Below are 22,396 nucleotides of genomic sequence, written 5' to 3' on the forward strand. Positions count from 1 at the left end.
CCGGCCGGCCGGAAAAGGCGTTGTACACCGTATAGCGGCAGCTATACGGTGTACGGCATGTCCAGCCCCCAAGGCCATCCCCGACGCTGGCTGATCCTCGGCGTCATCTGTCTCGCGCAGCTCACCGTGCTGCTCGACAACACGGTCCTGAACGTGGCCATCCCCTCCCTGACCCGGGAACTCCACGCGGAGACCTCCGACGTCCAGTGGATGATCAACGCGTACTCCCTGGTGCAGTCCGGTCTGCTGCTGAGCGCGGGAAGTGCCGCCGACCGCTACGGCCGCAAGAAGATGCTGGTCGCCGGGCTCGCCCTGTTCGGCGTCGGTTCGCTCGTGGCCGGACTCGCCGGCAGCACCGGTCAGCTGATCGCCGCGCGGGCCGGCATGGGCGTCGGCGGCGCGCTGCTGCTGACCACCACGCTGGCCGTGGCGATGCAGATCTTCTCCGCCGAGGAGCAGCCGAAGGCGATCGGCATCTGGAGCGCGGTCAACGCGCTGGGCTTCGCCGGCGGCCCGCTGATCGGCGGCTTCGTGCTCGACCACTACTGGTGGGGCGCCATCTTCCTGATCAACATCCCCGTCGCGGCGCTCGGCCTGGTCGCGGTGGTGGCGCTCGTACCGGAGTCGAAGAACCCACGCGGTGACCGCCCGGACCTGCCGGGAGCGGTGCTGTCCACCATCGGCATGGCCTCGCTGGTGTACGCGATCATCTCCGGGCCGGCGCACGGCTGGACGTCGGCGCGCGTGCTCGGCACGGCGGCCGTGGCGGTGCTGGTGCTGAGCGCCTTCGCCTGGTGGGAGAGCAGAACCGACGAGCCGATGCTCGACCCGCACTTCTTCAGGAACCCGCGGTTCACGGGGGCGGTCGCCGGGGCCGTGCTCATCGTGTTCGGCATGGGCGGCGCGTTGTTCCTGCTGACACAGCACCTCCAGTTCGTACTCGGGTACGGGCCGCTGGAGGCCGGCCTGCGGACCGCTCCGCTGGCGCTGACCGTGGTGGCGCTCAACTTCACCGGGCTGTCGGCGAAGTGGTCGGCGCGGCTGGGCACGCCGGTGTCGATCGCGCTGGGGATGGTCTGCATGGCCGGCGGCCTGGTGTCGATCGCGGAGGTGGACTCCGGGGGTTACGCGGGGACGCTGCTCGGTCTGCTGCTGATCGGCGCGGGGTGCGCGGTGGCGAATCCGGCGATGGCGCACGCCATCATGCGGGCGATTCCTCCAGAGAAGGCGGGAGTGGGAGCCGGGATCAACGGCACGCTGGCGGAGTTCGGCAACGGGCTCGGCGTCGCTGTGCTGGGCGCCGTGCTCAGCTCCTCGGTGGCGTCGGGGGAGTCGTTGTCGGCCGCGCTGGGCGCGGGTCAGCTGGTGGGCGCCGTCGCGGTGCTCGGCGGAGGCTTCCTGGCCGCCGGACTGCTCCGGCGGGCGGAGAGGGTGTCCGCCTAGCAGTTCGGGGGATGGGGTAGTCGAGCGACTGTGGGTGCGTTGTGGCTGGTCGCGCAGTTCCTCGCGCCCCTAGGTTGGGACAGTGAGCGCAAACGAGGAAGGGCCGCCGGTGGCGAAGGCAGCAGGTCGGTCGGCGCGGGACAGCGTGTGGCTGGAGGGCAGGGCCGGGCGCGGTGGGCGCGGTGGGCAGCCGTCCGGGCTGGACCGGGAGCGGATCACCACGGCGTCCGTGCGGCTGCTGGACGCCGAGGGCCTCGCCAAGTTCTCCATGCGGCGGCTGGCGGCCGAGCTGAACGTCACGGCGATGTCCCTGTACTGGTACGTCGACACCAAGGACGACCTGCTCGAACTCGCCCTGGACGCCACCTACGCCGAGTTGCGGCTGCCCGACCCGGAGAACGCGGACGAGGACTGGCGGGAGCAGCTGCGCGCGCTGGCCACCGCGTACCGGGGGCTGCTGGTGCGCCACCCGTGGCTGTCCCCGCTGGCCGGGCGTTTCCTCAACATCGGCCCGAACTCCCTGGTGTTCTCCCGGGTGGTGCAGCAGGTCGTCCGCCGGGCCGGGCTGCCCGCGCACGGGGTGACCGGGGCGATCTCGGCCGTCTTCCAGTTCGTGTACGGCTTCGGCACGATCGAGGGCCACTTCCGCACCCGGATAGCCGACACCGGGCTGAGTGCCGACGAGTACCTCGAGCAGGCCATGTCCCTGGTGGACGAGGTCCCCGGCACCGCGGACGTGATGAGGGAGTCCAAGGACCTCATGGCGGCACGCGGCGGCGACACGGTGGCCGAGATGCTGGACCGCGACTTCACCTTCGCCCTGGACCTGCTGGTCGCGGGAATCGAGGCGATGGTCACCCGCGGCTGACCGCCCCGCCCGCCGCCGGTCGCGGCGGCAGGCCGGGGGGCGGGTTACTCGGAGGCCAGGCGTGCCGGGAAGCCGCCGGTGGCCACCGGGCCCCAGCGGTCAGGGGTGACCCGGATGATGGACTTGCCCTGCTTGACCATCGCCTCGCGGGCCCCTTGCGTCTGCGCCCCTCGCACTGCTGCGCAGGCTTCGGAGCGCGGCGCCGGACTCCGTCCGCCGGGTGAGCCGGAGGGCGTTCGCCCGGGTACCTGCTGCGTCGGTCCCCTGCCGCCGGCAGTTCCGTCACTCCGGTGACCGACCGCCCCGCCGGTCGCGGCGGCAGGCCGGGAGGTGGGTTACTCGGAGGCCAGGCGTGCCGGGAAGCCGCCGGTGGCCACCGGGCCCCAGCGGTCAGGGGTGACCCGGATGATGGACTTGCCCTGCTTGACCATCGCCTCGCGGGCCCCTTGCGTCTGCGCCCCTCGCACTGCTGCGCAGGCTTCGGAGCGCGGCGCCGGACTCCGTCCGCCGGGTGAGCCGGAGGGCGTTCGCCCGGGTACCTGCTGCGTCGGTCCCCTGCCGCCGGCAGTTCCGTCACTCCGGTGACCGACCGCCCCGCCGGTCGCGGCGGCAGGCCGGGAGGTGGGTTACTCGGAGGCCAGCCGTGCCGGGAAGCCGCCGGTGGCCACCGGGCCCCAGCGGTCAGGGGTGACCCGGATGATGGACTTGCCCTGCTTGACCATCGCCTCGCGGTACTCGTCCCAGTCGGGGTGTTCGCCGGCGATGTTGCGGTAGTACTCGACCAGCGGCTCCACCGAGTCGGGCGTGTCGATGACCTCGGCCGTGCCGTCGATCTGGACCCAGGGGCCGTTCCAGTCGTCGCTGAGGACGACCAGGGTGACCCGGGGGTCCCGCTTGGCGTTGCGGGTCTTGGCCCGCTCCGGGTAGGTCGAGACGACGATCCGGCCGGAGTCGTCGACGCCGCAGGTCAGCGGGGACGCCTGGGGGGAGCCGTCGGCCCGGCGCGTGATCAGCAGGGCGTGGTGCCGGGGACGTACGAAGTCCAGCAGTTCGTCCAGCGACACACGGGTGTTGGTAGCGATGTTCGGTGCCATGGAGGGCAGCCTAGGGGCAGCGGGTGCCCCGGTGGCTGACCCTGCTGTGCCTATGTCTACGCCTGGGGCAGGGAGTCGCCCTGTACCGCCTGGATGTCCAGCTCCACCTTCAGCGTGGTGCCGATGGCGGCGATGCCCGCCTGGAGGACCTGGTTGTAGTTCATCGCGAAGTCCTCGCGGTGCAGTTCGGTGGTGGCCCGGAACGCGGCGCGGGTGCCGCCCCACGGGTCGGCGCCGGTGCCCAGGTAGGCCAGGTCCAGGTCGACGGGTCGTACGACCCCGTGCAGGGACAGCTCGCCGTGGACGGTCCAGCGGTCGGGGCCGGCCTGGGTCAGTCCCGTGGAACGGAAGGTGATCTCGGGGTTGTTCTCGACGTCGAGGAAGTCCGCGGAGCGCAGGTGCGTGTCCCGCATGCCGTTGCCGGTGTCGATGGACGCGGCCCTGATCACCGCCTCCACCCGGGACTTGGTGACGTCGTCGGGCGCGATCTCGATCGTGCCGCCGAACTCCGTGAACCGGCCGTGCACGCTGGAGATGCCCAGGTGCTGGGCGACCGCGGCGACGGAGGAGTGCGCCGGGTCGATGGTCCAGGGGCCGGGCGGCGGCAGCTCGGTGCCGCCCTGCCGGGCCAGCGTGACCGTGCCGACCTCGGCCCGGCCGCTCGCGGTGACGATCGCGCTGGACGCGGCGGGCGCGTAGCCGACGGCGGTCACGATCACGGTGTACGCCCCCGGCGCCAGCTCGGTGGTGTCCCGTACGGCCCCCTCGGCGTCCGCCTCGGCCCGCAGCACCTGCGTACCGGTCATGTCGGTCACCGTGACGACCGCGTGCGACACGGCCCACCCGTCCCGCGTACGGATCTTCGCGGTCAGTCCCATCCCGTTTCTCCCTGAAAAAAGCTCAAAAACTGGTCGTATGAGACCGGCCCGTGGCGGGCGCGCCCTCCGCTCAAGGCGCGCGCCGCCACGGGCCGGGGGTGAACTACTCGCCGGGGTGGGCGAGTTCGATGTCGTGGCCGTCGACTCCGGTGCCGGAGACGGTCAGGGCCGTGGCCACCGGCGGGTAACCCGTCGCGATGACGGTGTACTCGCCGCTGTCCAGGTCGGTGAAGGCGTACGCCCCGTCCGTGCCGGTGGTGGCGGTGCCGACCACGTTGCCGGCCTGGTCGACCAGCGTCACCCGGGCGTCGGCCAGCGGACCGTGCGGGGCGCGGACGACACCCTGGAGCCGGGCGCCGGCGTCCAGGTCGACCTCGATCCGGGTGACGCCGGTGGCGCCGACCTCGACCGGCAGGGCGCGCGGCCGGAACCCGCTCGCGTTGACCGCGACGGTCACGCTGCCGGGCACCAGGTCGGTGAGGGCGAAGTCGCCGCCCTCGCCGGTGGCGGCGGTGGCCAGCAGGTCACCGCGCACATCGGTGACGATCACCATCGCGTCCTTGACCGGCAGCGCGCTCCCGGCGGCCCGGACCACACCGGTCAGCCCGCTGGTGCCGCTGAGCAGGATGTCGTACGACAGCGGTTCCTCGCCCACCACGACGGTGGAGGCCTGCGGCTGGTAGCCGTCGGCGGAGGCGATCAGGACGTAGCTGCCGGTGCCCGGGGCGTCGAGTGCGTAGGAACCGTCGCCCTGGGCGACCGCGCGGCCCAGCTGGCGGCCGGACAGCGAGATCAGGGTGACCGCGGCCTGCGGGACCGGGGCGCTCTCGGCGCCGCGGACGAAGCCGTGCACCGGGGTGCCGCCGGAGCCGACGGGCTCGGCGACCGTGGCGACGGCGGCCATCGGCCGGGTGGCGGTGGCCGTGCCGTCGGAGGCGGGCTCGGTGGAGGCGGCGACCGCGGCCGGGACCGGTGCGGCGACCGGGGCCTGGGCCTCGGCGACGGCGGGCGTGGCGGCCGGGTCGGTCACCGGGGCCTCACCCTCGGCGGCCTGCGCGAGCGCGCCCTTGGTCCTCAGCGGGACCTCCTTGATGAACAGCGTGATCAGGAAGGCGATGGCGGCGAGGCAGCCGGCGATCATGAAGACGTCGGCGATGCCGTGGCCGTAGGCGCTCTCCAGCAGCGTCCGGATGGGCTTCGGCAGCGCGTTCATGTCCGGGATGCTGTCGGTCGAACCGGAGCCGCCGGCCAGGGCCTTCTGGTACTTCGGGCTCAGGTCGGCGACGCCGTCCTGGACGTAGTGGGTGATCCGGCGGGACATCACGGCACCCAGCGCGGAGACGCCGACCGCACCGCCGAGGGAGCGGAAGAAGGTGACCGTGGAGCTGGCCGAGCCGAGGTCGGCGGGGGAGACCTGGTTCTGCGTGGCGAGGACCAGGTTCTGCATCATCATGCCGATGCCGAGACCCAGCAGCGCCATGAAGATGGCCATCTTCCAGTAGGCGGTGTCGTACCGGATGCCGCCGAGCAGCAGCAGGCCGGCCGTGACCAGCACGCCACCGCTGACCAGCCAGGCCTTCCAGCGGCCGGTGCGGGTGATGAACTGACCCGAGACGGTCGAGGAGACGAACAGGCCGCCGATCATCGGGATGGTCAGGACGCCCGACATGGTCGGGGACTTGTCGCGGGCCAGCTGGAAGTACTGGCTGAAGAAGACGGTGCCGGAGAACATCGCGATACCGACGAACAGCGAGGCGAGCGACGCCAGCGTGATCGTGCGGTTCCTGAACAGGCGCAGCGGGATGATCGGCTCGCTCGCCTTGGACTCGACGAGCACGAACAGCGCGCCGAGGACGATCGAACCGCCGACCATCGCGTAGGTCTGCCAGGACAGCCAGTCGTACTTGTCACCGGCGAAGGTGACCCAGACCAGCAGCAGGGAGACGGCGGCGGAGATGAGGGTCGCGCCGCCCCAGTCGACCTTGACCTCCCGCTTGACCACGGGCAGGTGCAGGGTCTTCTGCAGCACGATCAGCGCGAGGACGGCGAAGGGGACGCCGACGTAGAAGCACCAGCGCCAGCCCAGCCAGGAGGTGTCGGTGATGACACCGCCGAGCAGCGGGCCGCCGACGGTGGCGACGGCGAAGGTGGCACCCAGGTAGCCGGAGTACCGGCCGCGCTCACGCGGGGAGATCATCGCGGCCATGACGATCTGCGCCAGGGCGGACAGACCGCCGACGCCGATGCCCTGGAACACCCGGAAGGTGATGAGCATGCCGGGGTTCTGCGACAGACCGGCCGCCATCGAGGCGACCACGTAGATGATCAGGGCTATCTGGACGAGAGCCTTCTTGCTGTACAGGTCGGCGAGCTTGCCCCACAGGGGAGTGGCCGCGGTCATCGACAGCAGGGCGGCGGTGACCACCCAGGTGTAGGCGGACTGGCCGCCGCCGAGGTCCCCGATGATGTGCGGCAGGGCGTTGGAGACGATCGTGGACGACAGGATCGCCACGAACATGCCGAGCAGCAGCCCGGACAGTGCCTCCATGATCTGCCGGTGGGTCATCGGGGCGTCGCCGTGGGAGCCTCCCCCGTGCTTGGCGTGAGCCCGCACACCGGCTGGTGTGGTCGTTGCCATGGGCTTCCTTTTCTTACGTGCTTGCGGGTGTACGGGTGGTCTGTTCGTCTACGGGAGCGGGGAGCCGCAGCGGGGCGGACCGGCAGTCTCCGAATGACGCGCGTAGACGTGTCATCAGCCGGATCAGCTCGTCGACGTCCTCGTCGGTCCAGTCCGCGAGCCGTTCGGCCAGCAGGTGCGTGGTCCGCCGGGACAGGTCGTCCAGCTGGTGCAGGCCCGTGGGCGTCAGGCGCAGGATGCGCGAGCGCTTGTCCGCCGGGTCGGGGTGCCGCTCGATCCAGCCGCGCGCGGCGACGTGCGCGACGTGCCGGCTGGTGACCGACATGTCCACGGCGAGCAGCTCCGCGAGCTTGCTCATGCGCATGTCGCCGTGGCGGCCGAGCAGGGTCAGCACGGCGGCCGATCCGGCCGGGCAGTCCGGCGGCAGGATCCGCCCCATGTCCCGTTTCACGGCTCCGACGGCACTGAGCTGACGCGCCAGCTCTTCGAACTGCGCCTGCTCGGCCATCACACCTCCCGTATTCGTTGCTTGGGGCAACCATAGGACTGCTTGGTTGCTGAAGGCAAACAAACGAGGGGTCGGCGGCGCAAAAACTTGGCAAAGGCAAGTATTGCGACCGTAAATATGCAGGTGACTGAGGGTGGCGTGCCCCCGTCTGTCCCGGTGGCCCCGCACTTGGGTCGGTCACCGGGATTCGCTAGGGTCTCGGGCCATGGCTAACACCCAGGGCCCCCAGGGCAATTACGACCCCGCAGGCAGCACCCAGATGTTCCGCGCGTTCGTCGACGAGGCCCCCCAGGGGCCCCAGCAGCAGGCGGCCTCCTCCGGCCCCCGGGTCGGTCTGATCATCGGCGTGATCGTGGCGCTCCTGGTGGTCGCCGGCGTCGCCTACCTGGCGGTCAGGTAGGACTCACGCACCGCGCGGATGAGGTCCCGCGCGCACCCGGCGCCATCGCCCGCCGATGTCCGCGGCCACCGGGCCGCTCAAGGCGAGGGCGCCGGGAAGCGAGGGGTACCCGGGGGGCGAGGGGTGCCGGGGGCTGCCTGCCCCGCGCCGGCCGCCGTGCAGCCGCCGCCCGCACCCACCCCCCGCGCACACGGCCGGCATCCCGCCCGGACACACGACGGCCGCCGACGCTGCCGTAACGGCGCCTCGGCGGCCACGCGTCCGTGTCGTCGTACGAACCGTCCCGGTGCGGAGCGTCCGGGCAGGTGACTGACGCCTCGTCGGACAAGAAGCGGACGGCCCGCGTCAGTCCGAGATCAGGCCCTCCCGCAACTGCGCCAGCGTCCGGGTCAGCAGGCGGGAGACGTGCATCTGGGAGATGCCGACCTCCTCGCCGATCTGCGACTGGGTCATGTTGGCGAAGAAGCGCAGCATGATGATCCGGCGCTCCCGGGGCGGGAGCTTGGCCAGCAGCGGCTTGAGGGACTCCCGGTACTCCACGCCCTCCAGGGCCGTGTCCTCGTAGCCGAGCCGGTCGGCGAGCGAGCCCTCGCCGCCGTCGTCCTCGGGGGCCGGGGAGTCGAGGGAGGAGGCGGTGTAGGCGTTGCCGACCGCGAGGCCGTCGACCACGTCCTCCTCGGAGACACCGAGCACGGCGGCCAGCTCGGTCACCGTGGGGGAGCGGTCCAGCTTCTGGGACAGCTCGTCGCTGGCCTTGGTGAGGGCCAGGCGCAGCTCCTGGAGCCGGCGCGGGACGCGCACCGACCAGGAGGTGTCACGGAAGAACCGCTTGATCTCGCCCACGACGGTCGGCATCGCGAACGTCGGGAACTCCACGCCCCGTTCGCAGTCGAACCGGTCGATCGCCTTGATCAGGCCGATGGTGCCGACCTGGACGATGTCCTCCATCGGCTCGTTGCGCGAGCGGAACCGCGCCGCCGCGTAGCGCACCAGCGGCAGGTTCAGCTCGATCAGGGTGTCCCGGACGTACGCCCGCTCGGGGCTGTCCTCGCCCAGCGTCGCCAGGCGCAGGAACAGCGAGCGGGACAGGGTGCGGGTGTCGATGGCGCCCGTGACCTGCGCGGCCGGGACAGCTTCGGCGGCCGGTTCGGCGGCCGGGGACGGCACGGCTTCGAGGGCCGTGACACCCTCGAAGCCGTCGAGGACGTCGAGAGCGTAGAGCTCCTTGGGCGCTGCCTCGCTCAGCGTGGGCGTCAGCACCTTCGAGCTGCCCTGGTCTGCGGACATGCCACCCCCTTTGGGTCGCGGGACGGTCGCGGCGGCGCCGTCTTGGGCGAGCGACGCAGCCTTCACCTGAATACCGGCGCCGGAGCTCCGGCAAACGCGCTTCCCGCAGAATGTCACATGTCGGCAACGCGCTGTACCGACATGTCGACACGTGAGATCCGAATCGGCCCTGCAAACAAGGGGTCTGACGGCATTTCGGGCCCGAACTGTCGGCAACAGTGCTGGTGAGCGATTCGCCCGCGCCGGTGAACGCTCGATCGGGTTTGCGATGCAGTGGCGTTCGGGGCGTGCTTCCGTGCGCCCGCCGTGCACCAGCCGCTTCGGCGTCTGCTGCGGCTATGCGTCGATCCGGTTCGCGGAACGCAGCCGCTGGAAGCTACGGGCGAGGAGGCGCGAGACGTGCATCTGGGAGACGCCGAGTTCCGCGCTGATCTGCGACTGGGTGAGATTGCTGTAGTAGCGCAGGAGGAGGATGCGCTGCTCCCTCTCGGGGAGCTGGACGAGGAGATGGCGGACCAGGTCGCGGTGTTCCACGCCGTCCAGGGCCGGGTCCTCGTAGCCGATCCGGTCGAGCAGTCCGGGCAGGCCGTCACCCTCCTGGGCGGCCTCCAGCGAGGTGGCGTGGTACGAGCGTCCCGCCTCGATGCAGCTGAGCACCTCGTCCTCGCTGATCCGGAGCCGCTCGGCGATCTCGGCGGTGGACGGCGAGCGGCCGTGGAGCGTGGTCAGGTCCTCGGTGGCGCTGTTGACCTGCACCCACAGCTCGTGCAGCCGGCGCGGGACGTGGACCGTGCGGACGTTGTCCCGGAAGTACCGCTTGATCTCGCCGACCACCGTGGGCATCGCGAAGGTCGGGAACTGCACGCCCCGGTCGGGGTCGAAGCGGTCGATGGCGTTGATCAGTCCGATGGTGCCGACCTGGACGACGTCCTCCATGGGTTCGTTGCGCGAGCGGAAGCGGGCGGCGGCGTAGCGTACGAGCGGGAGGTTCGCCTCGATCAGCGCTCCGCGCACGCGGGTGTGCTCCGGCGTGCCGGGGGTGAGCTCCTTCAGTTCGGCGAACAGCACCTGGGTCAGGGCCCGGGTGTCCGCGCCGCGGCGCTTCTCGGGGGCCGGCGGGGTCGGAGTGGGCGCCTCTTCCTGAGGCGGCGCAGTACTGGCCGACAAGGTCAACGCCACCTCTTCATCGGTCAATCATCCGTCAAAAGCGGTCATAGCATCACAAGACATGTGCACTGTGTGCAAGCACCGCATAACCCCGTGTTGTGGTTCAAACTCCAGTGAGTTGGGTACGCATCGCAGGAAAAACCCGTCCGCGGAACCACGAAAAACCCCTCGCCGGAACGGCGAGGGGTGCGCGTCGGCGCGGGGCTCAGAACTCGTAGTCGGCGATCACCCAGGTGGCGAACTCGCGCCACAGCGCGACGCCCGCCTGGTGGGCCGGGTGCTCCAGGTAGCGCTTGAGTGCGTCGGTGTCCTCGACGGCCGAGTTGATCGCGAAGTCGTAGGCGATCGGCCGGTCGCTGATGTTCCAGGCGCACTCCCAGAAGCGCAGCTCCTCGATCTGCCCGCCCAGGGCCCGGAAGGCCTCCACGCCCGCCACGACCCGCGGATCGTCGCGCCCGACGCCCTCGTTGAGCCTGAAGAGGACCAGGTGGCGGATCATGGGGCGTACCTCAGTTCTTTCCTCCGTGGGCGACCCAGGTCATGAAGTCGCCGATGGCCTTCGCGGCGTCCGATATGCCCTCGAAGCCTATCTGGACGTAGTCGGCCGCCTTGGCCGGATCCGTGATGATCACGTACAGCGCGAAGACCACGAGCACGTACACGGCGATCTTCTTGGCGTTCACCGCCACCGCGGCCTCCCCTGTACCAGTGCCCCTCGGGCCCCTGCTGCCTGCCGGCCGCGAGTGTAACGTTCACGCCTTCGCGTACGGCCAACAGCGTGCCGCCGGACGCGGGTTGTGTCCGGAACGCACGAAAGGCCCCGCCGGTCGGCAGGGCCCTTCTGTGAGCGGTAGCGGAGGGATTTGAACCCTCGGTGACTTGCGCCACACTCGCTTTCGAGGCGAGCTCCTTCGGCCGCTCGGACACGCTACCGAGGGAGACCCTACAGCACGGGGGGCCGTGGTTCGAAATCGGTATCCGGTGGCGGTTTCAGCGGTCACGGAAGAACGCGGTGAGGAGCCGGGCGCACTCCGCCGCGAGCACCCCCTCGATGACCTCCGGCCGGTGGTTGAGCCGGCGGTCGCGCACCACGTCCCACAGGGAACCGGCGGCACCCGCCTTCTCGTCCCGGGCGCCGTAGACCACCCGGTCCACCCGGGACTGCACGAGCGCGCCCGCGCACATCGTGCACGGCTCCAGCGTGACGACGAGTGTGCAGCCGGTCAGCCGCCACTCCCCGAGCCGGGCCGCCGCCCGCCGGATCGCGAGGACCTCGGCGTGGGCCGTGGGATCACCGGTGGCCTCACGCTCGTTGTGCCCGGCACCGAGCACCGTCGTACCGTCCGGGGACAGCACGACGGCACCGACCGGGACGTCACCGTCCCGGACGGCCAGCCCGGCCTCGTCCAAGGCGAGCCGCATCGCGGCGCGCCAGGGGTCCCGCACCGGGTCCGGCGTGCCCTGTGTCCGCTGTGGCGTGGTCAGCGGACGGTCTCCAGCACCTCCGAGGCACCCAGGGCCTCGGCGATGGTGTTCAGCGCGTCGTCGGCGTCCAGGGCACGCAGTTCCTTCTCGCTGATGCCCAGGTCGTCCAGGATCTCGCTGTCGCCCACCGGGCTGTGCGGCACCGCGTCGGTGGCGGCACCCTCCTCCTCGTCGTCCTCGGACTCGCCGTCCTCGGTGCCGTCGAGGTCCAGGGAGTCCAGGTCCGGGCCGTCGTCCGTGCCGGGCTCCCGGCCGAGCAGCTCGTCGGTGAGCAGCAGCTCCCCGTACGCGCTGCGCCGGGCGGCGGCGGCGTCCGAGACGTAGATGCGAGGGTCGTCCTCGCCGTCCACGCGGACGACACCGAACCAGGCGTCCTCCTGCTCGATCAGGACGAGCACCGTGTCCTCGTCGGGAGAGGCTTCCCGGGCCAGGTCGGCAAGATCCGACAGGGTCTCCACATCGTCGAGCTCTGTGTCGCTCGCTTCCCACCCGTCTTCGGTGCGCGCGAGCAGTGCGGCGAAGTACACCGTGACTCTCCCACTGGTCATAGGCGTGCCGGTTGGGGGTCCCCCCGGCGGAGGTACGTGGGCGGAGAGAGCTGGGCTCCGAGCCCCACCCACTCGGAATCGTGGCAGAAAGAAGGCCTCCAGGGGACGTCTTCGGCTCCCTGTGTCTGGCTGTTTCGATCGTGGATCCGTGATCGGCTCACCAGCGCGCTCATTGCCGCCACCTGCGGATCGTACGCGGCTTTTCCCCGCGGCCACGCACGCCCGCCCCCCGACACCGGCGCGAGCGTGGTTCCCGCGTACCGCGAACGGGCCAGGGACTACCAGCGGAACGTCCGCATGCGCATCGCGTGGCGCAGCCGTGCGGCCTTGGCGCGCCGGGGCTGGACCCGGGCGCGCAGCGCACGTGCCTCGGCGAGTTCGCGCAGGAACTGCGCTCGGCGGCGCCGGCGTTCGCTCTCGTTCTCGGGCTTGTCGGAATCGCGCCGCGCGGACCGCGCTGCGGGGCCGGCCGTGTCGCCGGTGGGCCCGGAGGCGTCCGCGGGCAGGTCAGGCAGGTCAGGCACGTCACACCACCCCAGTCCGTCCTTCCCACCTTCCCCCGGATGGCCGGTTTGACGCCAGCGCGAGGGCGGCCCGGGGCGCAGGTACCGTTAGGGGCATGCGTCTCCATGTCGTCGACCACCCCCTGGTCGCCCACAAGCTCACCACGCTGCGCGACCAGCGCACCGACTCCGCGACCTTCCGGCGGCTCGCCGACGAACTGGTCACCCTGCTCGCCTACGAGGCCACGCGGGACGTGCGCACCGAGGCCGTCGACATCCGGACGCCGGTCGCGGTGACCACCGGGGTGAAGCTGGCCCGCCCCCGCCCGCTGGTGGTGCCGATCCTGCGGGCCGGCCTCGGCATGCTGGACGGCATGGTCCGGCTGCTGCCGACGGCCGAGGTGGGCTTCCTGGGCATGATCCGCAACGAGGAGACGCTCCAGGCGTCCACGTACGCCTCGCGCATGCCGGAGGACCTCTCGGGCCGCCAGGTGTACGTCCTCGACCCGATGCTGGCCACGGGCGGCACGCTGGTCGCGGCGATACAGGAACTGATCAAGCGCGGCGCCGACGACGTCACGGCGGTGGTCCTGCTGGCCGCGCCCGAGGGCGTCGAGGTCATGGAGCGGGAGCTGGCGGGGACGCCGGTCACCGTGGTCACGGCGGCTGTCGACGACCACCTCAACGAGCTCGGGTACATCGTGCCGGGGCTGGGGGACGCCGGGGACCGGCTCTACGGGGCGGCGGAGTAGGCCGTCGTCCACCGGCGGGCGGCCCGCTCGCCGTTCGGGGGTGCGGGGGCGCGAGCGGATCTCGCGCGATGCCCCGCGCCCCTTTTCCGGGGCGCCGCTCAGCAGCCCTTCTTCGGGGAGGCCGTCGGCTCGGGCGCGGTCAGGGCCGTCAGCGCCCGCTTCGCGGCCGCCGGCTGCGACAGCCCCTTGAAGGCGTCGCCGATGACGAGGTCGACGTCGGTTCCCTTGCGGATGTCGGCGCGCGCCTCCGCGCCGGCGAGCTGGGTGCCGAGGACGCGCAGTGAGGTGTCCTGCGCGGCGGCGGAGCCGAGGAGTATCCCGGCGCCCTTGACCTTCTTGTCGTACTGCCCCGACGCGTTGCCCACGTCGCCGATCTTGAAGCCGCGTTTCCTCAGCTCGTCCGCGGTGCTCTTGGCGAGTCCGGGGCGCTTGGTCGCGTTGTAGACGTTCACGGTGATCCGGCCGGGCGCGGGCAGGGCGTGCACCCGGGCCGCCGGGGCCGCTTCGGTTCTGGCCCGGCAGGCCGTCGTGGACCCGCTCGCCGTGTACTTGTCGCCGCCGCCGCCGAAGACGTCGACGAGCTGGAGCGTGCCCCAGCCGATCAGACCGAGTGCGGCGGCGGACGCCACCACGACGGCCACGAGCCTGCCGCGCCGCCGGGGCGGACGCATCCGAGGGTATTTGTCCCCCGTGATGCGGTACTGGCCGCCCATGCCGGGGGGAGTCAGCATGCTCATGGGCGCAGCGTAGTGCGCGCGAGCGGCGATGCCTATCAGATGATCAGTCGATGCCGCTCGATGCCGTACAGCGGAACCCGAAAGGGCCAACGGCCCCGTCGCGCCCGGTCAGTCGAGTTCGAGCACGCGGGCGTGCAGCACCTGGCGCTGCTGCAGGGCGGCGCGGACGGCCCGGTGCAGGCCGTCCTCCAGGTAGAGGTCGCCCTGCCACTTCACGACGTGCGCGAAGAGGTCGCCGTAGAACGTCGAGTCCTCCGCCAGCAGGGTCTCCAGATCGAGCTGCTGCTTGGTGGTCACGAGCTGATCGAGGCGGACCGGGCGCGGCGCGACGTCCGCCCACTGCCGGGTGCTCTCCCGGCCGTGGTCGGGGTACGGCCGGCCGTTTCCGATGCGCTTGAAGATCACACGGAAAGCCTACCGGCCAAGACGTTCCGGGCGCAGCCATGGCGGCGGAGTGCGAGGCCTGAAAAGATGGATCAAATCGGGCATAAGGGTAACTACGGGGACAGGGGTCGGAGATGAGTGACAACGAGACCGTGCCGCCCGCCGGCCCGCGGGGGGCGCCCGCACTGCCCGCGGCGGCCCGGAAGATCGCCTCCGGTTACGCCTTCACCGGCCCCGCGCTCGATCTCGGCGCCCTCCTGTGGGACGGGGCGTGTCGCGCCGACGCGCCGGTGCGCATCCCGCTGCCCGTGCTCAACCGGCACGGGCTGGTGGCGGGCGCCACCGGCACCGGCAAGACCAAGACGCTCCAGCTGATCGCCGAACAGCTGTCGGCGCAGGGCGTGCCGGTGTTCCTCGCGGACGTCAAGGGCGACCTGTCCGGCATCGCCCGGCCGGGGCAGCCGAACGAGCGGGTGCGGAAGCGGTCCGCCGACGTGGGCCAGGAGTGGGCCCCGGCCGGCTTCCCGGCGGAGTTCTTCGCGCTCGGCGGCCTCGGCCACGGCATCCCCGTACGGGCCACCGTCACCAGTTTCGGCCCCCTGCTGCTGGCGAAGGTGCTCCAGCTGAACCAGACCCAGGAGCAGTCGCTCGGCCTGGTCTTCCACTACGCCGACACCAAGGGCCTGGAGCTGATCGACCTCAAGGACCTGCGCGCGGTCGTCGCCTTCCTCACCTCCGACGAGGGCAAGGCCGAACTCAAGGGGATCGGCGGCCTGTCCGGTGCCACGGCCGGCGTGATCCTGCGCTCCCTGACGGCCTTCGAGGCGCAGGGCATGACGGACTTCTTCGGCGAACCGGAGTTCCGCACGGCGGACTTCCTGCGCACGGCCGAGGACGGGCGGGGCATCGTCTCGGTCCTGGAACTCGCGGCGGTCCAGGACAAACCGCTGCTCTTCTCGACGTTCCTGATGTGGCTGCTCGCCGACCTCTTCCACGACCTGCCCGAGATCGGTGACGCCGACAAGCCCGGGCTGGTGTTCTTCTTCGACGAGGCGCACCTGCTGTTCGACGACGCGTCCAAGGCGTTCCTGGAGTCGATCACCCAGACCGTCCGCCTGATCCGCTCCAAGGGCGTCGGCGTCTTCTTCGTCACCCAGACGCCCAGGGACGTGCCCGGCGACGTCCTCGGCCAGCTCGGCAACCGCGTCCAGCACGCCCTGCGCGCCTTCACCCCCGACGACCACAAGGCCCTGCGGGCGACCGTGCAGACCTTCCCGAGGTCGGTGTACGACCTGGAGGAACTGCTCACCGGTCTCGGCACCGGCGAGGCCGTGGTGACCGTGCTCGGCGAGACCGGCGCGCCCACCCCGGTCGCCGCCACCCGGCTGCGCGCCCCGCAGTCCCTGATGGGCCCGGTGGACCCCGGTGAACTGGACCGGGCGGTCCGTGACTCCTCGCTCCACGACCGTTATGCACAGGCTGTGGACCGCGAGTCGGCGTACGAGAGGCTGAGCGCCGCCCGGCCGGCGGAACCGCCGCCGAAGCCGGCTCCCGCGCGCGCTCGCGAGGAGGAGCCGTCGCTGGTCGAACAGGTCGTCGGCAGCGGGATGTTCAAGTCGCTGGCCCGTTCGGTCGGCACGCAGCTCGGCCGCGAGATCACCCGTTCCCTCTTCGGCACCGCCCGGCGGAGACGGTAGCCCCGCCCCCGCCGGTGCCGGTCAACGGTCCCGTTCCCCGGGCGACCGCTGGGGTTCCGGTGTCCGCTGGTCCGGCCGGGGCGCCGTACCGCGCCGGGCCTCCGCGCGCAGCAGGGCGCGCAGGACGGCGTAGGGATCCTTGGGCATGGCTGTGCTGCTCCTTGCGTCGAGCCGAACTGACCTCGCGGGGGACGCGGGTCCGTCAGCAGCGCAGGACCACGGTGCGCAGCAGGGGCGCGGTGTACGGCGTCCGGGGCGCGGCGGGGCGCGGGCAGGCCGCCGGGGCAGCGGGCGCGGGGGCGGTCGGGGGGGAGAGCCGCTCGGGCGCGTCGGCCCGGTGGAGCGCGCGGGCGGGTGGCCGCAGGGCCGCGTCGAGGACGTCGTGCTCGGCCGTCTCGGCGGCCGCGGCGAGATCCGGCACCGCCTGGGCCGGCACGTGCGCGCCGGGCACCCACAGGGCGAGGAGCAGCACGAGGACGCGTAGCCAGGTACGGCCCCGGGGCGTGCTCCTGCTCCTGCTCACACCGGCTTTCTTCCCGCGGCACGCGGACGGCGCAGCACACCGGGGGCGAAATCCACCCGTCCGGGGGAAGGGGCAGGCGGCCGGCGGCGTACGCGGCGAGCGCCCGGCGCGCACGCGCGGGCGCCGGAGGTCACACCGTCTGCGGTACGCGGCGCGCCCGGCCGCGGATGCCGAACGCGGTCACGATCTCCACGATCCCCACCGCGACCAGCCAGATCCCGCTGACGAGGGTCAGCACGGAGACCGACTCGAGCGGCGAGTCGATCAGCACGATCCCGGCGACGAAGGTCACGATCCCGAGGAAGATCTGCCAGCCCCGGGCGGGCATCCGGGGGTCGTGCACGGCGGCCACGGTCTGCGTGATGCCGCGGAACAGCCAGCCGATGCCGATCCACAGGGCGAGCAGCAGGATCGACTGCATCGGCCCGCGGAAGCAGAACAGGCCCAGCAGGATGGACAGCGCGCCGCTGATGAAGGCGAGGACGCGCAGCGAGGTCGCCCGGTGCGTGCCGAACGCGGACACCAGCTGGAGGACCCCGCTGTACAGCAGGTAGAGGCCGAACAGCACACCGGCGGCCACCAGGGACGGGCCCGGCCAGACCAGCACCAGGACGCCGAGCACCAGGGAACCGACGCCGGTGAGCAGGACGACCTGCCAGGCGGCCCGGGACAGGGCGTGCAGCGGGCCCTCGAACGCCGGCTCCGGTTCGTGGCGGGTGCCGGGAGCCGCCGCGGCGGGATGGCCGCCCGGTGAAGCGCCCGCGTGCACGTGCCGGTCGTCGTACGCCCGGTCCCGCTCGGGACCGCTGCTCGGTACCTCGCTCATGCCCCATGCTGAGACCGGCCGGGCGGCGGGGGCCAGCGGGGTGGGCCGAGCGGGTGATGGGGGCGGGGCTCCGGCCGGGGCCTGGGCGGGGGGACGCGGCTTACCTCTTCGCCGCCTTGGCCGCCCTCGCCGCCGCCTTCATCTCCTGCTTGTGGGCACGGACCTTCGCCAGGGACTCGGGGCCGGTGATGTCCGCGACGGAGCGGAAGGAGGCCGGCTCGCCGTAGGCTCCGGCGGCCTCCCGCCAGCCCTCGGGCGCGACGCCGAGCCGTTTGCCGAGCAGGGCCAGGAAGATCTGTGCCTTCTGCTTGCCGAAGCCCGGCAGGTCCTCCAGCCGCCGCAGCAGCGCGGCTCCGCCGTCCACGCCCCGCCAGACCGCCTCCGCGTCCCCGTCGTAGTGCTCGACGAGGTACTGGCACAGCTGCTGGATGCGCTTCGCCATCGAGCCCGGGTAGCGGTGCACCGCGGGCTTCTCGGAGAGCAGCGCGGCGAAGGCCTCGGGATCCATCGCCGCGATCTCGTGCGCGTCCAGGTCGTCCGTGCCGAGCCGGTCGGCGATGGTGCGGGGTCCCTTGAACGCCCACTCCATGGGGATCTGCTGGTCCAGCAGCATCCCGGTCAGCGCGGCGAGCGCGGAGCGACCGAGGAGGGCGTCGGCCGCGGGGTCCTGGGCGAGGTGCAGGGTGACGTCCATGCGTCGATGATCCCGCGCGCGGGGTGGCCGCGCCCGCCGGGTGGCCACTCGTCCCCCGTGGCCTCCGGCCCGCCCGCCGCCGCTCACCGCGCGCGCCAGTACCCCAGGGCGTGCACCCGGTGCTTCGGCACGCCGAGGTCCTTGCGGACGCAGGCGGCGAGCGTGCGGGTGGTCGCCGTGTCGCAGGCGATCCAGACGTACGGGTGCGGGGTGCCGGCGAGGACGGCGGGCAGCTCGGCGCGGACCCGTTCCACCAGGTGGGCGCCGGCGTCGCGGCGCGGTACCGCCCGCATCTCGTGCGCACCCGGCCCGGTACGGCGGGGCAGCCCCGCCGGGTCGCCCTCGAACCAGACGGTGGCCGGGGTCCGGCCCAGCGCGCCGAGCAGCGAGTTGAGCGCGGGAAGCGAGGCCGGGTCGCCGATCGCGGCGACGTGGGAGGGCGCCGGTTCGGGCTCCCGGAAGCCGGTGCCCTGGACGGTGGCCCCGATCGTGTCGCCGGGCCGCGCGGCCCGCGCCCAGTCGGAGGCCGTGCCCTCGTGCAGGGCGAACTCCAGGCCGAAGGTGCCGGCGCCCGGGTCGGGGTCGACCAGGGTGTAGGCCCGCTGGTGGGGCCGGCCGGCGGCGGAGAACCACAGCCGTACCCACATGGTGGGGTGGACGCCGGTCGCGGCGAGCAACCCGCCGTCGCTCACCCGGAGCCGCCGGTACCGCGGCGTCACGTCCTCCGCCGCGAGCACGGTCAGCACGAAGTCCTTGGCGCGCAGCAGTCTGAGGACCGCGCCTTCCCAGCCCCGCCCCTGCCCCATGACCCCTCCACGGTTCGCGTACGATTCCGGCTGAAAACTTAGGCAAGGCTAACCTAAAGAGCAGAGCGCAGGGAGATCCCGGGTGACCATCGAGACCTACCGCGACGCCTGGGGAATCCCCCACCTGCGGGCGTCCAGCGCCCGCGAACTCGCCCGTGCGCAGGGCCGGGTCACCGCCCACGACCGGGCCTGGCAGCTGGAGGTCGAACGCCACCGCGCCCAGGGCACCTCCGCCGCCTTCCTCGGCGCCGGGGCGCTCTCCTGGGACGTCTTCGCCCGCCGGGCCCGGCTCGACGACACCGCCCGCCGCTGCTTCGCCGCGCTGGAACGACGGGACCCGGAGACGGCCGACTGGGTACGGGCGTACGTCGACGGGGTCAACGAGGGGCTGCCCGCCGGCGCCGGCCGCGCCCCCGAGTTCGCGCGTGCCGCTCTGGCCCCCGGCCACTGGCGGCCGTGGACGCCCCTCGCCGTCTGGCTCGGCACGCACATCCTCTTCGCGGGCTTCCCGGCCAAGCTCTGGCGCGAGCGGGCGGTACGGCACCTCGGCCCCGGGGCCGTCGGCCTGTTCGCCACCGACGGGACCGGTACGGCGGGCAGCAACGGCTGGCTGGTCACCGGCGACCGCACGGACACGGGGCACGCCCTCCTCGCCGGCGACCCGCACCGCTTCATCGAGGACCCCGGTGTCTACCAGCAGATCCACCTCTCCTGCCCCGAGTTCGACGTCGTCGGACTCGCCGTGCCCGGCGTCCCCGGCATCGCCCACTTCGGCCACACCGGCACGGTCGCCTGGGCCGTCACCAACGCCATGGCCGACTACCAGGACCTCTACCGCGAACGGCTCCGCCGCACCGGCGCGGGCATCGAGGCACTGGGCCCCGACGGCACCTGGCACCGCGCCGGCCGCCACACGGAGACCGTCCTCGTCGCGGGCGAGCCCCCCGTCGAGATCGAGGTCGTCGAGACGCCCCGGGGCCCGGTGATCGCCGGGGGACCGGAGGGACTCGAAGCGATCGCCCCGGCGCCGGCCTCCCCGGCAGGAGACGCGCCGCCGCCCCCAGGGGGCGCCCCCGTGGCCGTCGACGCCCGGCCGGCCCACGCCACCTCCCCAGCCGGTGCGTCCGAGCGCCGGACCCGTGGACCCGCCGGGCCCGGCCCCGCGCGTGGCACGGAGGCCGCCGACGGCGCGGCCGAGGCGCTCGCCCTGCGCTACCCGCCCCGCGTGACGGAGGACCTCGGCTTCAGTGCCCTCCTCCCCCTTCTCCGCTCCCGCACGGTCGCCGACGTCGACACCGCCCTGGACGCCTGGAGGGAGCCGGTCAACGTCGTACAGGCCGCCGACACCGCCGGAGGCACCCTGCACCGCGTCGCCGGCCACGTCCCCCTGCGTGCCGGGACCAACCGCCTGAAGCCGGTCCCCGCCTGGGAACCCGGTCACGAATGGCGCGGCGCGCACGAGACGCCGTACGCCCGCCCGGCCACCGAGAACGGCATCGCGGTGATGGCCAACGCCCGCGGTCTCGCCGCCCCCCTCGGCGTCGAGTTCGCCCCGCCCCACCGCGCCACCCGCATCCGCGCCCTGCTCGAAGCGCGCCCCACCTGGACCGCCGACGGCATGTCCGGGATCCACACCGACACCCACCTCGGTTCCGCCGCGGCCCTCCTGGACCGCCTCGCCGCCCTCACCGGCCTCAGCCCGGCCGCGGCGGCCCTGCGGGACCGCCTGCTCACCTGGGACCGCCGGATGGCGGCGGACAGCACGGACGCGGCGGCGTACGCCGCGGTGCGCGGCGCGGTCGTACGGCACCTCGCCGCGCACCCGGTCCTCGCCCCGCTCACCGAGCCCCCGGCCTACCCGGACGTCCTGCTGCCCTGGCTGGCCCTGGTCCCGCGCGTCGGCCACGCCCTCGAGAACCTCCTGCGCGCCGGGGACCTGTACGGCATCGACCGCGCGGCAGCCGTCCGCACCGCCCTGGAGGAGGTCGCCGCCGCGCCCCCCGCCGGGCCCTGGTCGGCCACCCACCGCCTGGCCCCCTGGACGGCACTCCCGCAGGCCCCCGGGCCCGGCGCGGACGGCCCAGGTCTCGCCGGCGACCACGACTGCGTGCTGTGCACCTCCGCCGTCCCCGGTCTCACCGACCGCGCCGCCCGCGGCCCGGCCGCCCGCTTCGTCTGGAACCTGGCCGACCGCGCCGACAGCCGCTGGGTGGTCCCGTTCGGCGCCGACGGCGTCCCCGGCGCGGCCCACCACCGCGACCAGCTCCCGCTGTGGACCGCCGGAGAACTGGTCCCGGTGATCACCGACTGGACCCGGCTCAGCCCCGAACCCGCGAACGCGCCCGAGACAACCCAGGAGACCGAGGAACCCCATGACTGATCTGCACGTCCAGCACGTCGACGGCTACGGCACCGTCCGCATCCGCCCCCTCGACCCGGAGGGCGACGCGGACCTGGTCCACGCCTGGGCCGGTGACGAACGCGCCGCGTTCTGGGGGATGAACGGCCTCACCCGCGCCCAGGTCGCCGAGGTCTACGCCCACATGGACACCCTCGACACCCACCACGCCCACCTGGTCGCCGTGGACGGTGAACCGGCCGCGCTCCTGCAGACGTACGAGCCGTCCGCCGACCGGGTCGGCGAGTGCTACGACGTCCGCCCCGGCGACCTCGGCGTCCACCTCCTCCTCGCCCCCGCCGGCCCCGCCGGCGCGCGCCCCGGCTGGACGGCGGCCCTGCTGACGGCGATCACGACCTACGTGCTGCTGGTCCTGGACCGCCGGCGGATCGTGATCGACCCCGACGTGCGCAACGCCAAGGCCATCGCCCGCTTCGAACGCCAGGGCTTCGAGCGCGGCCCGGCCGTCGTCCTCCCCGAGGTCGACCTGCCCGACGTGCACCTGCCCGAGAAGCACGCGCAACTGGCCTTCCTGGACCGGGCGGCAGCCTTCCCCGGCTGACGGCGCCCGACGAGCCGATCGCCCTCCCCCCGCGCCCGGCTTCACCCGCCCGGGGGCACCCCCGCCGGCCTCGAACGCGTCACGAGCCGGAACACCGTCCACCACCCGGTGGCGGACGGCGGGGTGACGGTCCGTCCGGCCTGGTGAGCACGCGGCCGGTTCCCGCCGTACCTAAGGGGAGGCACGGGTGCACGGGCG

Annotated in this window: 26 protein-coding genes, 1 tRNA gene and 1 pseudogene; 7 read left to right on the top strand and 21 right to left on the bottom strand. The window is 72.8% G+C overall.

Annotated features, from left to right (window positions below; genetic code table 11):
- Window positions 1-57 precede the first annotated feature (57 nt).
- The gene (locus LG395_RS06425) at window positions 58-1,443 is read left to right on the top strand and encodes an MFS transporter (protein WP_225808741.1); all 1,386 of its coding nucleotides are present in this window, start codon (window positions 58-60) and stop codon (window positions 1,441-1,443) included.
- Window positions 1,444-1,552: 109 nt separating this feature from the next.
- The gene (locus LG395_RS06430) at window positions 1,553-2,311 is read left to right on the top strand and encodes a TetR/AcrR family transcriptional regulator (protein WP_171154844.1); all 759 of its coding nucleotides are present in this window, start codon (window positions 1,553-1,555) and stop codon (window positions 2,309-2,311) included.
- A gap of 44 nt (window positions 2,312-2,355) precedes the next feature.
- Here the strand turns inward: LG395_RS06430 and LG395_RS06435 are convergent.
- The 6 genes and pseudogenes from LG395_RS06435 to LG395_RS06460 form a co-directional block, all read right to left on the bottom strand.
- Window positions 2,356-2,460, bottom strand: a pseudogene (locus LG395_RS06435) (PPOX class F420-dependent oxidoreductase); the annotation flags it as partial.
- Window positions 2,461-2,646: 186 nt separating this feature from the next.
- Window positions 2,647-2,778, bottom strand: coding sequence for a hypothetical protein (locus LG395_RS06440; protein WP_372463208.1), 132 nt, complete (start codon window positions 2,776-2,778; stop codon window positions 2,647-2,649).
- Between the two features lie 159 nt (window positions 2,779-2,937).
- Complete coding sequence (locus tag LG395_RS06445; RefSeq protein ID WP_171154846.1) at window positions 2,938-3,405, bottom strand: PPOX class F420-dependent oxidoreductase; 468 nt, start codon at window positions 3,403-3,405, stop codon at window positions 2,938-2,940.
- Window positions 3,406-3,461: 56 nt separating this feature from the next.
- Window positions 3,462-4,283 carry a YceI family protein gene (locus LG395_RS06450; RefSeq protein ID WP_171154848.1) on the bottom strand — a complete coding sequence of 274 codons (822 nt, stop codon included), beginning with the start codon at window positions 4,281-4,283 and terminating at the stop codon, window positions 3,462-3,464.
- 103 nt (window positions 4,284-4,386) lie between these two features.
- The gene (locus LG395_RS06455) at window positions 4,387-6,849 is read right to left on the bottom strand and encodes an MFS transporter (protein ID WP_505016505.1); all 2,463 of its coding nucleotides are present in this window, start codon (window positions 6,847-6,849) and stop codon (window positions 4,387-4,389) included.
- A gap of 85 nt (window positions 6,850-6,934) precedes the next feature.
- Entirely contained in the window at window positions 6,935-7,429 is a 495-nt protein-coding gene (locus LG395_RS06460; RefSeq protein ID WP_171154851.1) for a MarR family winged helix-turn-helix transcriptional regulator, read from the bottom strand.
- 205 nt (window positions 7,430-7,634) lie between these two features.
- On the opposite strand from LG395_RS06460, the gene LG395_RS06465 reads away from it, so the two are divergent.
- Window positions 7,635-7,829: a hypothetical protein gene (locus LG395_RS06465; protein ID WP_171154853.1), complete on the top strand. Its 195-nt coding sequence runs from the start codon at window positions 7,635-7,637 to the stop codon at window positions 7,827-7,829.
- A gap of 345 nt (window positions 7,830-8,174) precedes the next feature.
- Here LG395_RS06465 and LG395_RS06470 read toward each other — a convergent pair whose 3' ends face one another.
- The 8 genes from LG395_RS06470 to LG395_RS06505 form a co-directional block, all read right to left on the bottom strand.
- The gene (locus LG395_RS06470) at window positions 8,175-9,116 is read right to left on the bottom strand and encodes an RNA polymerase sigma factor SigF (protein ID WP_171154855.1); all 942 of its coding nucleotides are present in this window, start codon (window positions 9,114-9,116) and stop codon (window positions 8,175-8,177) included.
- 336 nt (window positions 9,117-9,452) lie between these two features.
- Window positions 9,453-10,289 (bottom strand): RNA polymerase sigma factor SigF, encoded by an 837-nt coding sequence (locus LG395_RS06475; protein WP_225808743.1) that lies wholly within the window; start codon window positions 10,287-10,289, stop codon window positions 9,453-9,455.
- A 199-nt stretch (window positions 10,290-10,488) separates the two neighbouring features.
- Window positions 10,489-10,782 (bottom strand): Dabb family protein, encoded by a 294-nt coding sequence (locus tag LG395_RS06480; protein ID WP_171154859.1) that lies wholly within the window; start codon window positions 10,780-10,782, stop codon window positions 10,489-10,491.
- A gap of 10 nt (window positions 10,783-10,792) precedes the next feature.
- Window positions 10,793-10,972 (bottom strand): hypothetical protein, encoded by a 180-nt coding sequence (locus LG395_RS06485; protein WP_171154861.1) that lies wholly within the window; start codon window positions 10,970-10,972, stop codon window positions 10,793-10,795.
- 159 nt (window positions 10,973-11,131) lie between these two features.
- Window positions 11,132-11,216: transfer RNA gene (locus tag LG395_RS06490), tRNA-Ser, on the bottom strand.
- A 57-nt stretch (window positions 11,217-11,273) separates the two neighbouring features.
- The gene (tadA, locus tag LG395_RS06495) at window positions 11,274-11,705 is read right to left on the bottom strand and encodes a tRNA adenosine(34) deaminase TadA (RefSeq protein ID WP_225808801.1); all 432 of its coding nucleotides are present in this window, start codon (window positions 11,703-11,705) and stop codon (window positions 11,274-11,276) included.
- A 59-nt stretch (window positions 11,706-11,764) separates the two neighbouring features.
- A complete protein-coding gene (locus tag LG395_RS06500) occupies window positions 11,765-12,295 on the bottom strand; it encodes a tRNA adenosine deaminase-associated protein (protein WP_171159908.1) in 531 nt (176 codons plus the stop codon).
- A 299-nt stretch (window positions 12,296-12,594) separates the two neighbouring features.
- Window positions 12,595-12,840 (bottom strand): hypothetical protein, encoded by a 246-nt coding sequence (locus LG395_RS06505; RefSeq protein ID WP_171154865.1) that lies wholly within the window; start codon window positions 12,838-12,840, stop codon window positions 12,595-12,597.
- A 95-nt stretch (window positions 12,841-12,935) separates the two neighbouring features.
- Between LG395_RS06505 and upp the strand changes: the two genes are divergently transcribed.
- The gene (gene upp / locus LG395_RS06510) at window positions 12,936-13,571 is read left to right on the top strand and encodes a uracil phosphoribosyltransferase (RefSeq protein WP_171154866.1); all 636 of its coding nucleotides are present in this window, start codon (window positions 12,936-12,938) and stop codon (window positions 13,569-13,571) included.
- Between the two features lie 98 nt (window positions 13,572-13,669).
- On the opposite strand, the gene LG395_RS06515 is transcribed toward upp, so the two are convergent.
- Both LG395_RS06515 and LG395_RS06520 read right to left on the bottom strand, forming a co-directional pair.
- A complete protein-coding gene (locus LG395_RS06515; protein WP_225808744.1) occupies window positions 13,670-14,308 on the bottom strand; it encodes a LytR C-terminal domain-containing protein in 639 nt (212 codons plus the stop codon).
- Window positions 14,309-14,416: 108 nt separating this feature from the next.
- Window positions 14,417-14,713, bottom strand: coding sequence for a type II toxin-antitoxin system VapB family antitoxin (locus tag LG395_RS06520; protein ID WP_004943146.1), 297 nt, complete (start codon window positions 14,711-14,713; stop codon window positions 14,417-14,419).
- 113 nt (window positions 14,714-14,826) lie between these two features.
- On the opposite strand from LG395_RS06520, the gene LG395_RS06525 reads away from it, so the two are divergent.
- On the top strand, window positions 14,827-16,389 hold the full coding sequence (locus LG395_RS06525; RefSeq protein ID WP_225808745.1) for a helicase HerA-like domain-containing protein: 1,563 nt from the start codon (window positions 14,827-14,829) through the stop codon (window positions 16,387-16,389).
- A gap of 21 nt (window positions 16,390-16,410) precedes the next feature.
- On the opposite strand, the gene LG395_RS41110 is transcribed toward LG395_RS06525, so the two are convergent.
- The 5 genes from LG395_RS41110 to LG395_RS06545 form a co-directional block, all read right to left on the bottom strand.
- Window positions 16,411-16,536, bottom strand: coding sequence for a hypothetical protein (locus LG395_RS41110; RefSeq protein ID WP_263982144.1), 126 nt, complete (start codon window positions 16,534-16,536; stop codon window positions 16,411-16,413).
- Window positions 16,537-16,591: 55 nt separating this feature from the next.
- Window positions 16,592-16,912 (bottom strand): hypothetical protein, encoded by a 321-nt coding sequence (locus LG395_RS06530; RefSeq protein WP_225808746.1) that lies wholly within the window; start codon window positions 16,910-16,912, stop codon window positions 16,592-16,594.
- A gap of 130 nt (window positions 16,913-17,042) precedes the next feature.
- Window positions 17,043-17,738 carry an HdeD family acid-resistance protein gene (locus LG395_RS06535; protein ID WP_171154872.1) on the bottom strand — a complete coding sequence of 232 codons (696 nt, stop codon included), beginning with the start codon at window positions 17,736-17,738 and terminating at the stop codon, window positions 17,043-17,045.
- Window positions 17,739-17,838: 100 nt separating this feature from the next.
- Window positions 17,839-18,432: an HhH-GPD-type base excision DNA repair protein gene (locus LG395_RS06540; protein WP_225808747.1), complete on the bottom strand. Its 594-nt coding sequence runs from the start codon at window positions 18,430-18,432 to the stop codon at window positions 17,839-17,841.
- Between the two features lie 83 nt (window positions 18,433-18,515).
- Window positions 18,516-19,238, bottom strand: coding sequence for a siderophore-interacting protein (locus LG395_RS06545; RefSeq protein WP_225808748.1), 723 nt, complete (start codon window positions 19,236-19,238; stop codon window positions 18,516-18,518).
- 82 nt (window positions 19,239-19,320) lie between these two features.
- On the opposite strand from LG395_RS06545, the gene LG395_RS06550 reads away from it, so the two are divergent.
- Together LG395_RS06550 and LG395_RS06555 are read left to right on the top strand one after the other, a co-directional pair.
- On the top strand, window positions 19,321-21,618 hold the full coding sequence (locus tag LG395_RS06550; protein ID WP_225808749.1) for a penicillin acylase family protein: 2,298 nt from the start codon (window positions 19,321-19,323) through the stop codon (window positions 21,616-21,618).
- Window positions 21,611-22,198, top strand: coding sequence for a GNAT family N-acetyltransferase (locus LG395_RS06555; RefSeq protein WP_225808750.1), 588 nt, complete (start codon window positions 21,611-21,613; stop codon window positions 22,196-22,198). The genes LG395_RS06550 and LG395_RS06555 overlap by 8 nt, the downstream gene beginning before the upstream one ends.
- Window positions 22,199-22,396: the final 198 nt, after the last annotated feature.

The organism is Streptomyces spinosus (genome assembly GCF_020400655.1).
Lineage (GTDB): Bacteria > Actinomycetota > Actinomycetes > Streptomycetales > Streptomycetaceae > Streptomyces > Streptomyces argyrophylli.

Bases quoted from the DNA above. Each gene is read 5' to 3' on its own strand.
- LG395_RS06425 (WP_225808741.1), top strand. From the start codon at position 58: ATGTCCAGCCCCCAAGGCCATCCCCGACGCTGGCTGATCCTCGGCGTC.
- LG395_RS06445 (WP_171154846.1), bottom strand. From the start codon at position 3,405: ATGGCACCGAACATCGCTACCAACACCCGTGTGTCGCTGGACGAACTG.
- LG395_RS06450 (WP_171154848.1), bottom strand. From the start codon at position 4,283: ATGGGACTGACCGCGAAGATCCGTACGCGGGACGGGTGGGCCGTGTCG.
- LG395_RS06455 (WP_505016505.1), bottom strand. From the start codon at position 6,849: ATGACCCACCGGCAGATCATGGAGGCACTGTCCGGGCTGCTGCTCGGC.
- LG395_RS06460 (WP_171154851.1), bottom strand. From the start codon at position 7,429: ATGGCCGAGCAGGCGCAGTTCGAAGAGCTGGCGCGTCAGCTCAGTGCC.
- LG395_RS06465 (WP_171154853.1), top strand. From the start codon at position 7,635: ATGGCTAACACCCAGGGCCCCCAGGGCAATTACGACCCCGCAGGCAGC.
- LG395_RS06470 (WP_171154855.1), bottom strand. From the start codon at position 9,116: ATGTCCGCAGACCAGGGCAGCTCGAAGGTGCTGACGCCCACGCTGAGC.
- LG395_RS06480 (WP_171154859.1), bottom strand. From the start codon at position 10,782: ATGATCCGCCACCTGGTCCTCTTCAGGCTCAACGAGGGCGTCGGGCGC.
- tadA (WP_225808801.1), bottom strand. From the start codon at position 11,705: ATGCGGCTCGCCTTGGACGAGGCCGGGCTGGCCGTCCGGGACGGTGAC.
- upp (WP_171154866.1), top strand. From the start codon at position 12,936: ATGCGTCTCCATGTCGTCGACCACCCCCTGGTCGCCCACAAGCTCACC.
- LG395_RS06515 (WP_225808744.1), bottom strand. From the start codon at position 14,308: ATGAGCATGCTGACTCCCCCCGGCATGGGCGGCCAGTACCGCATCACG.
- LG395_RS06525 (WP_225808745.1), top strand. From the start codon at position 14,827: ATGAGTGACAACGAGACCGTGCCGCCCGCCGGCCCGCGGGGGGCGCCC.
- LG395_RS41110 (WP_263982144.1), bottom strand. From the start codon at position 16,536: ATGCCCAAGGATCCCTACGCCGTCCTGCGCGCCCTGCTGCGCGCGGAG.
- LG395_RS06535 (WP_171154872.1), bottom strand. From the start codon at position 17,738: ATGAGCGAGGTACCGAGCAGCGGTCCCGAGCGGGACCGGGCGTACGAC.
- LG395_RS06540 (WP_225808747.1), bottom strand. From the start codon at position 18,432: ATGGACGTCACCCTGCACCTCGCCCAGGACCCCGCGGCCGACGCCCTC.
- LG395_RS06545 (WP_225808748.1), bottom strand. From the start codon at position 19,238: ATGGGGCAGGGGCGGGGCTGGGAAGGCGCGGTCCTCAGACTGCTGCGC.
- LG395_RS06555 (WP_225808750.1), top strand. From the start codon at position 21,611: ATGACTGATCTGCACGTCCAGCACGTCGACGGCTACGGCACCGTCCGC.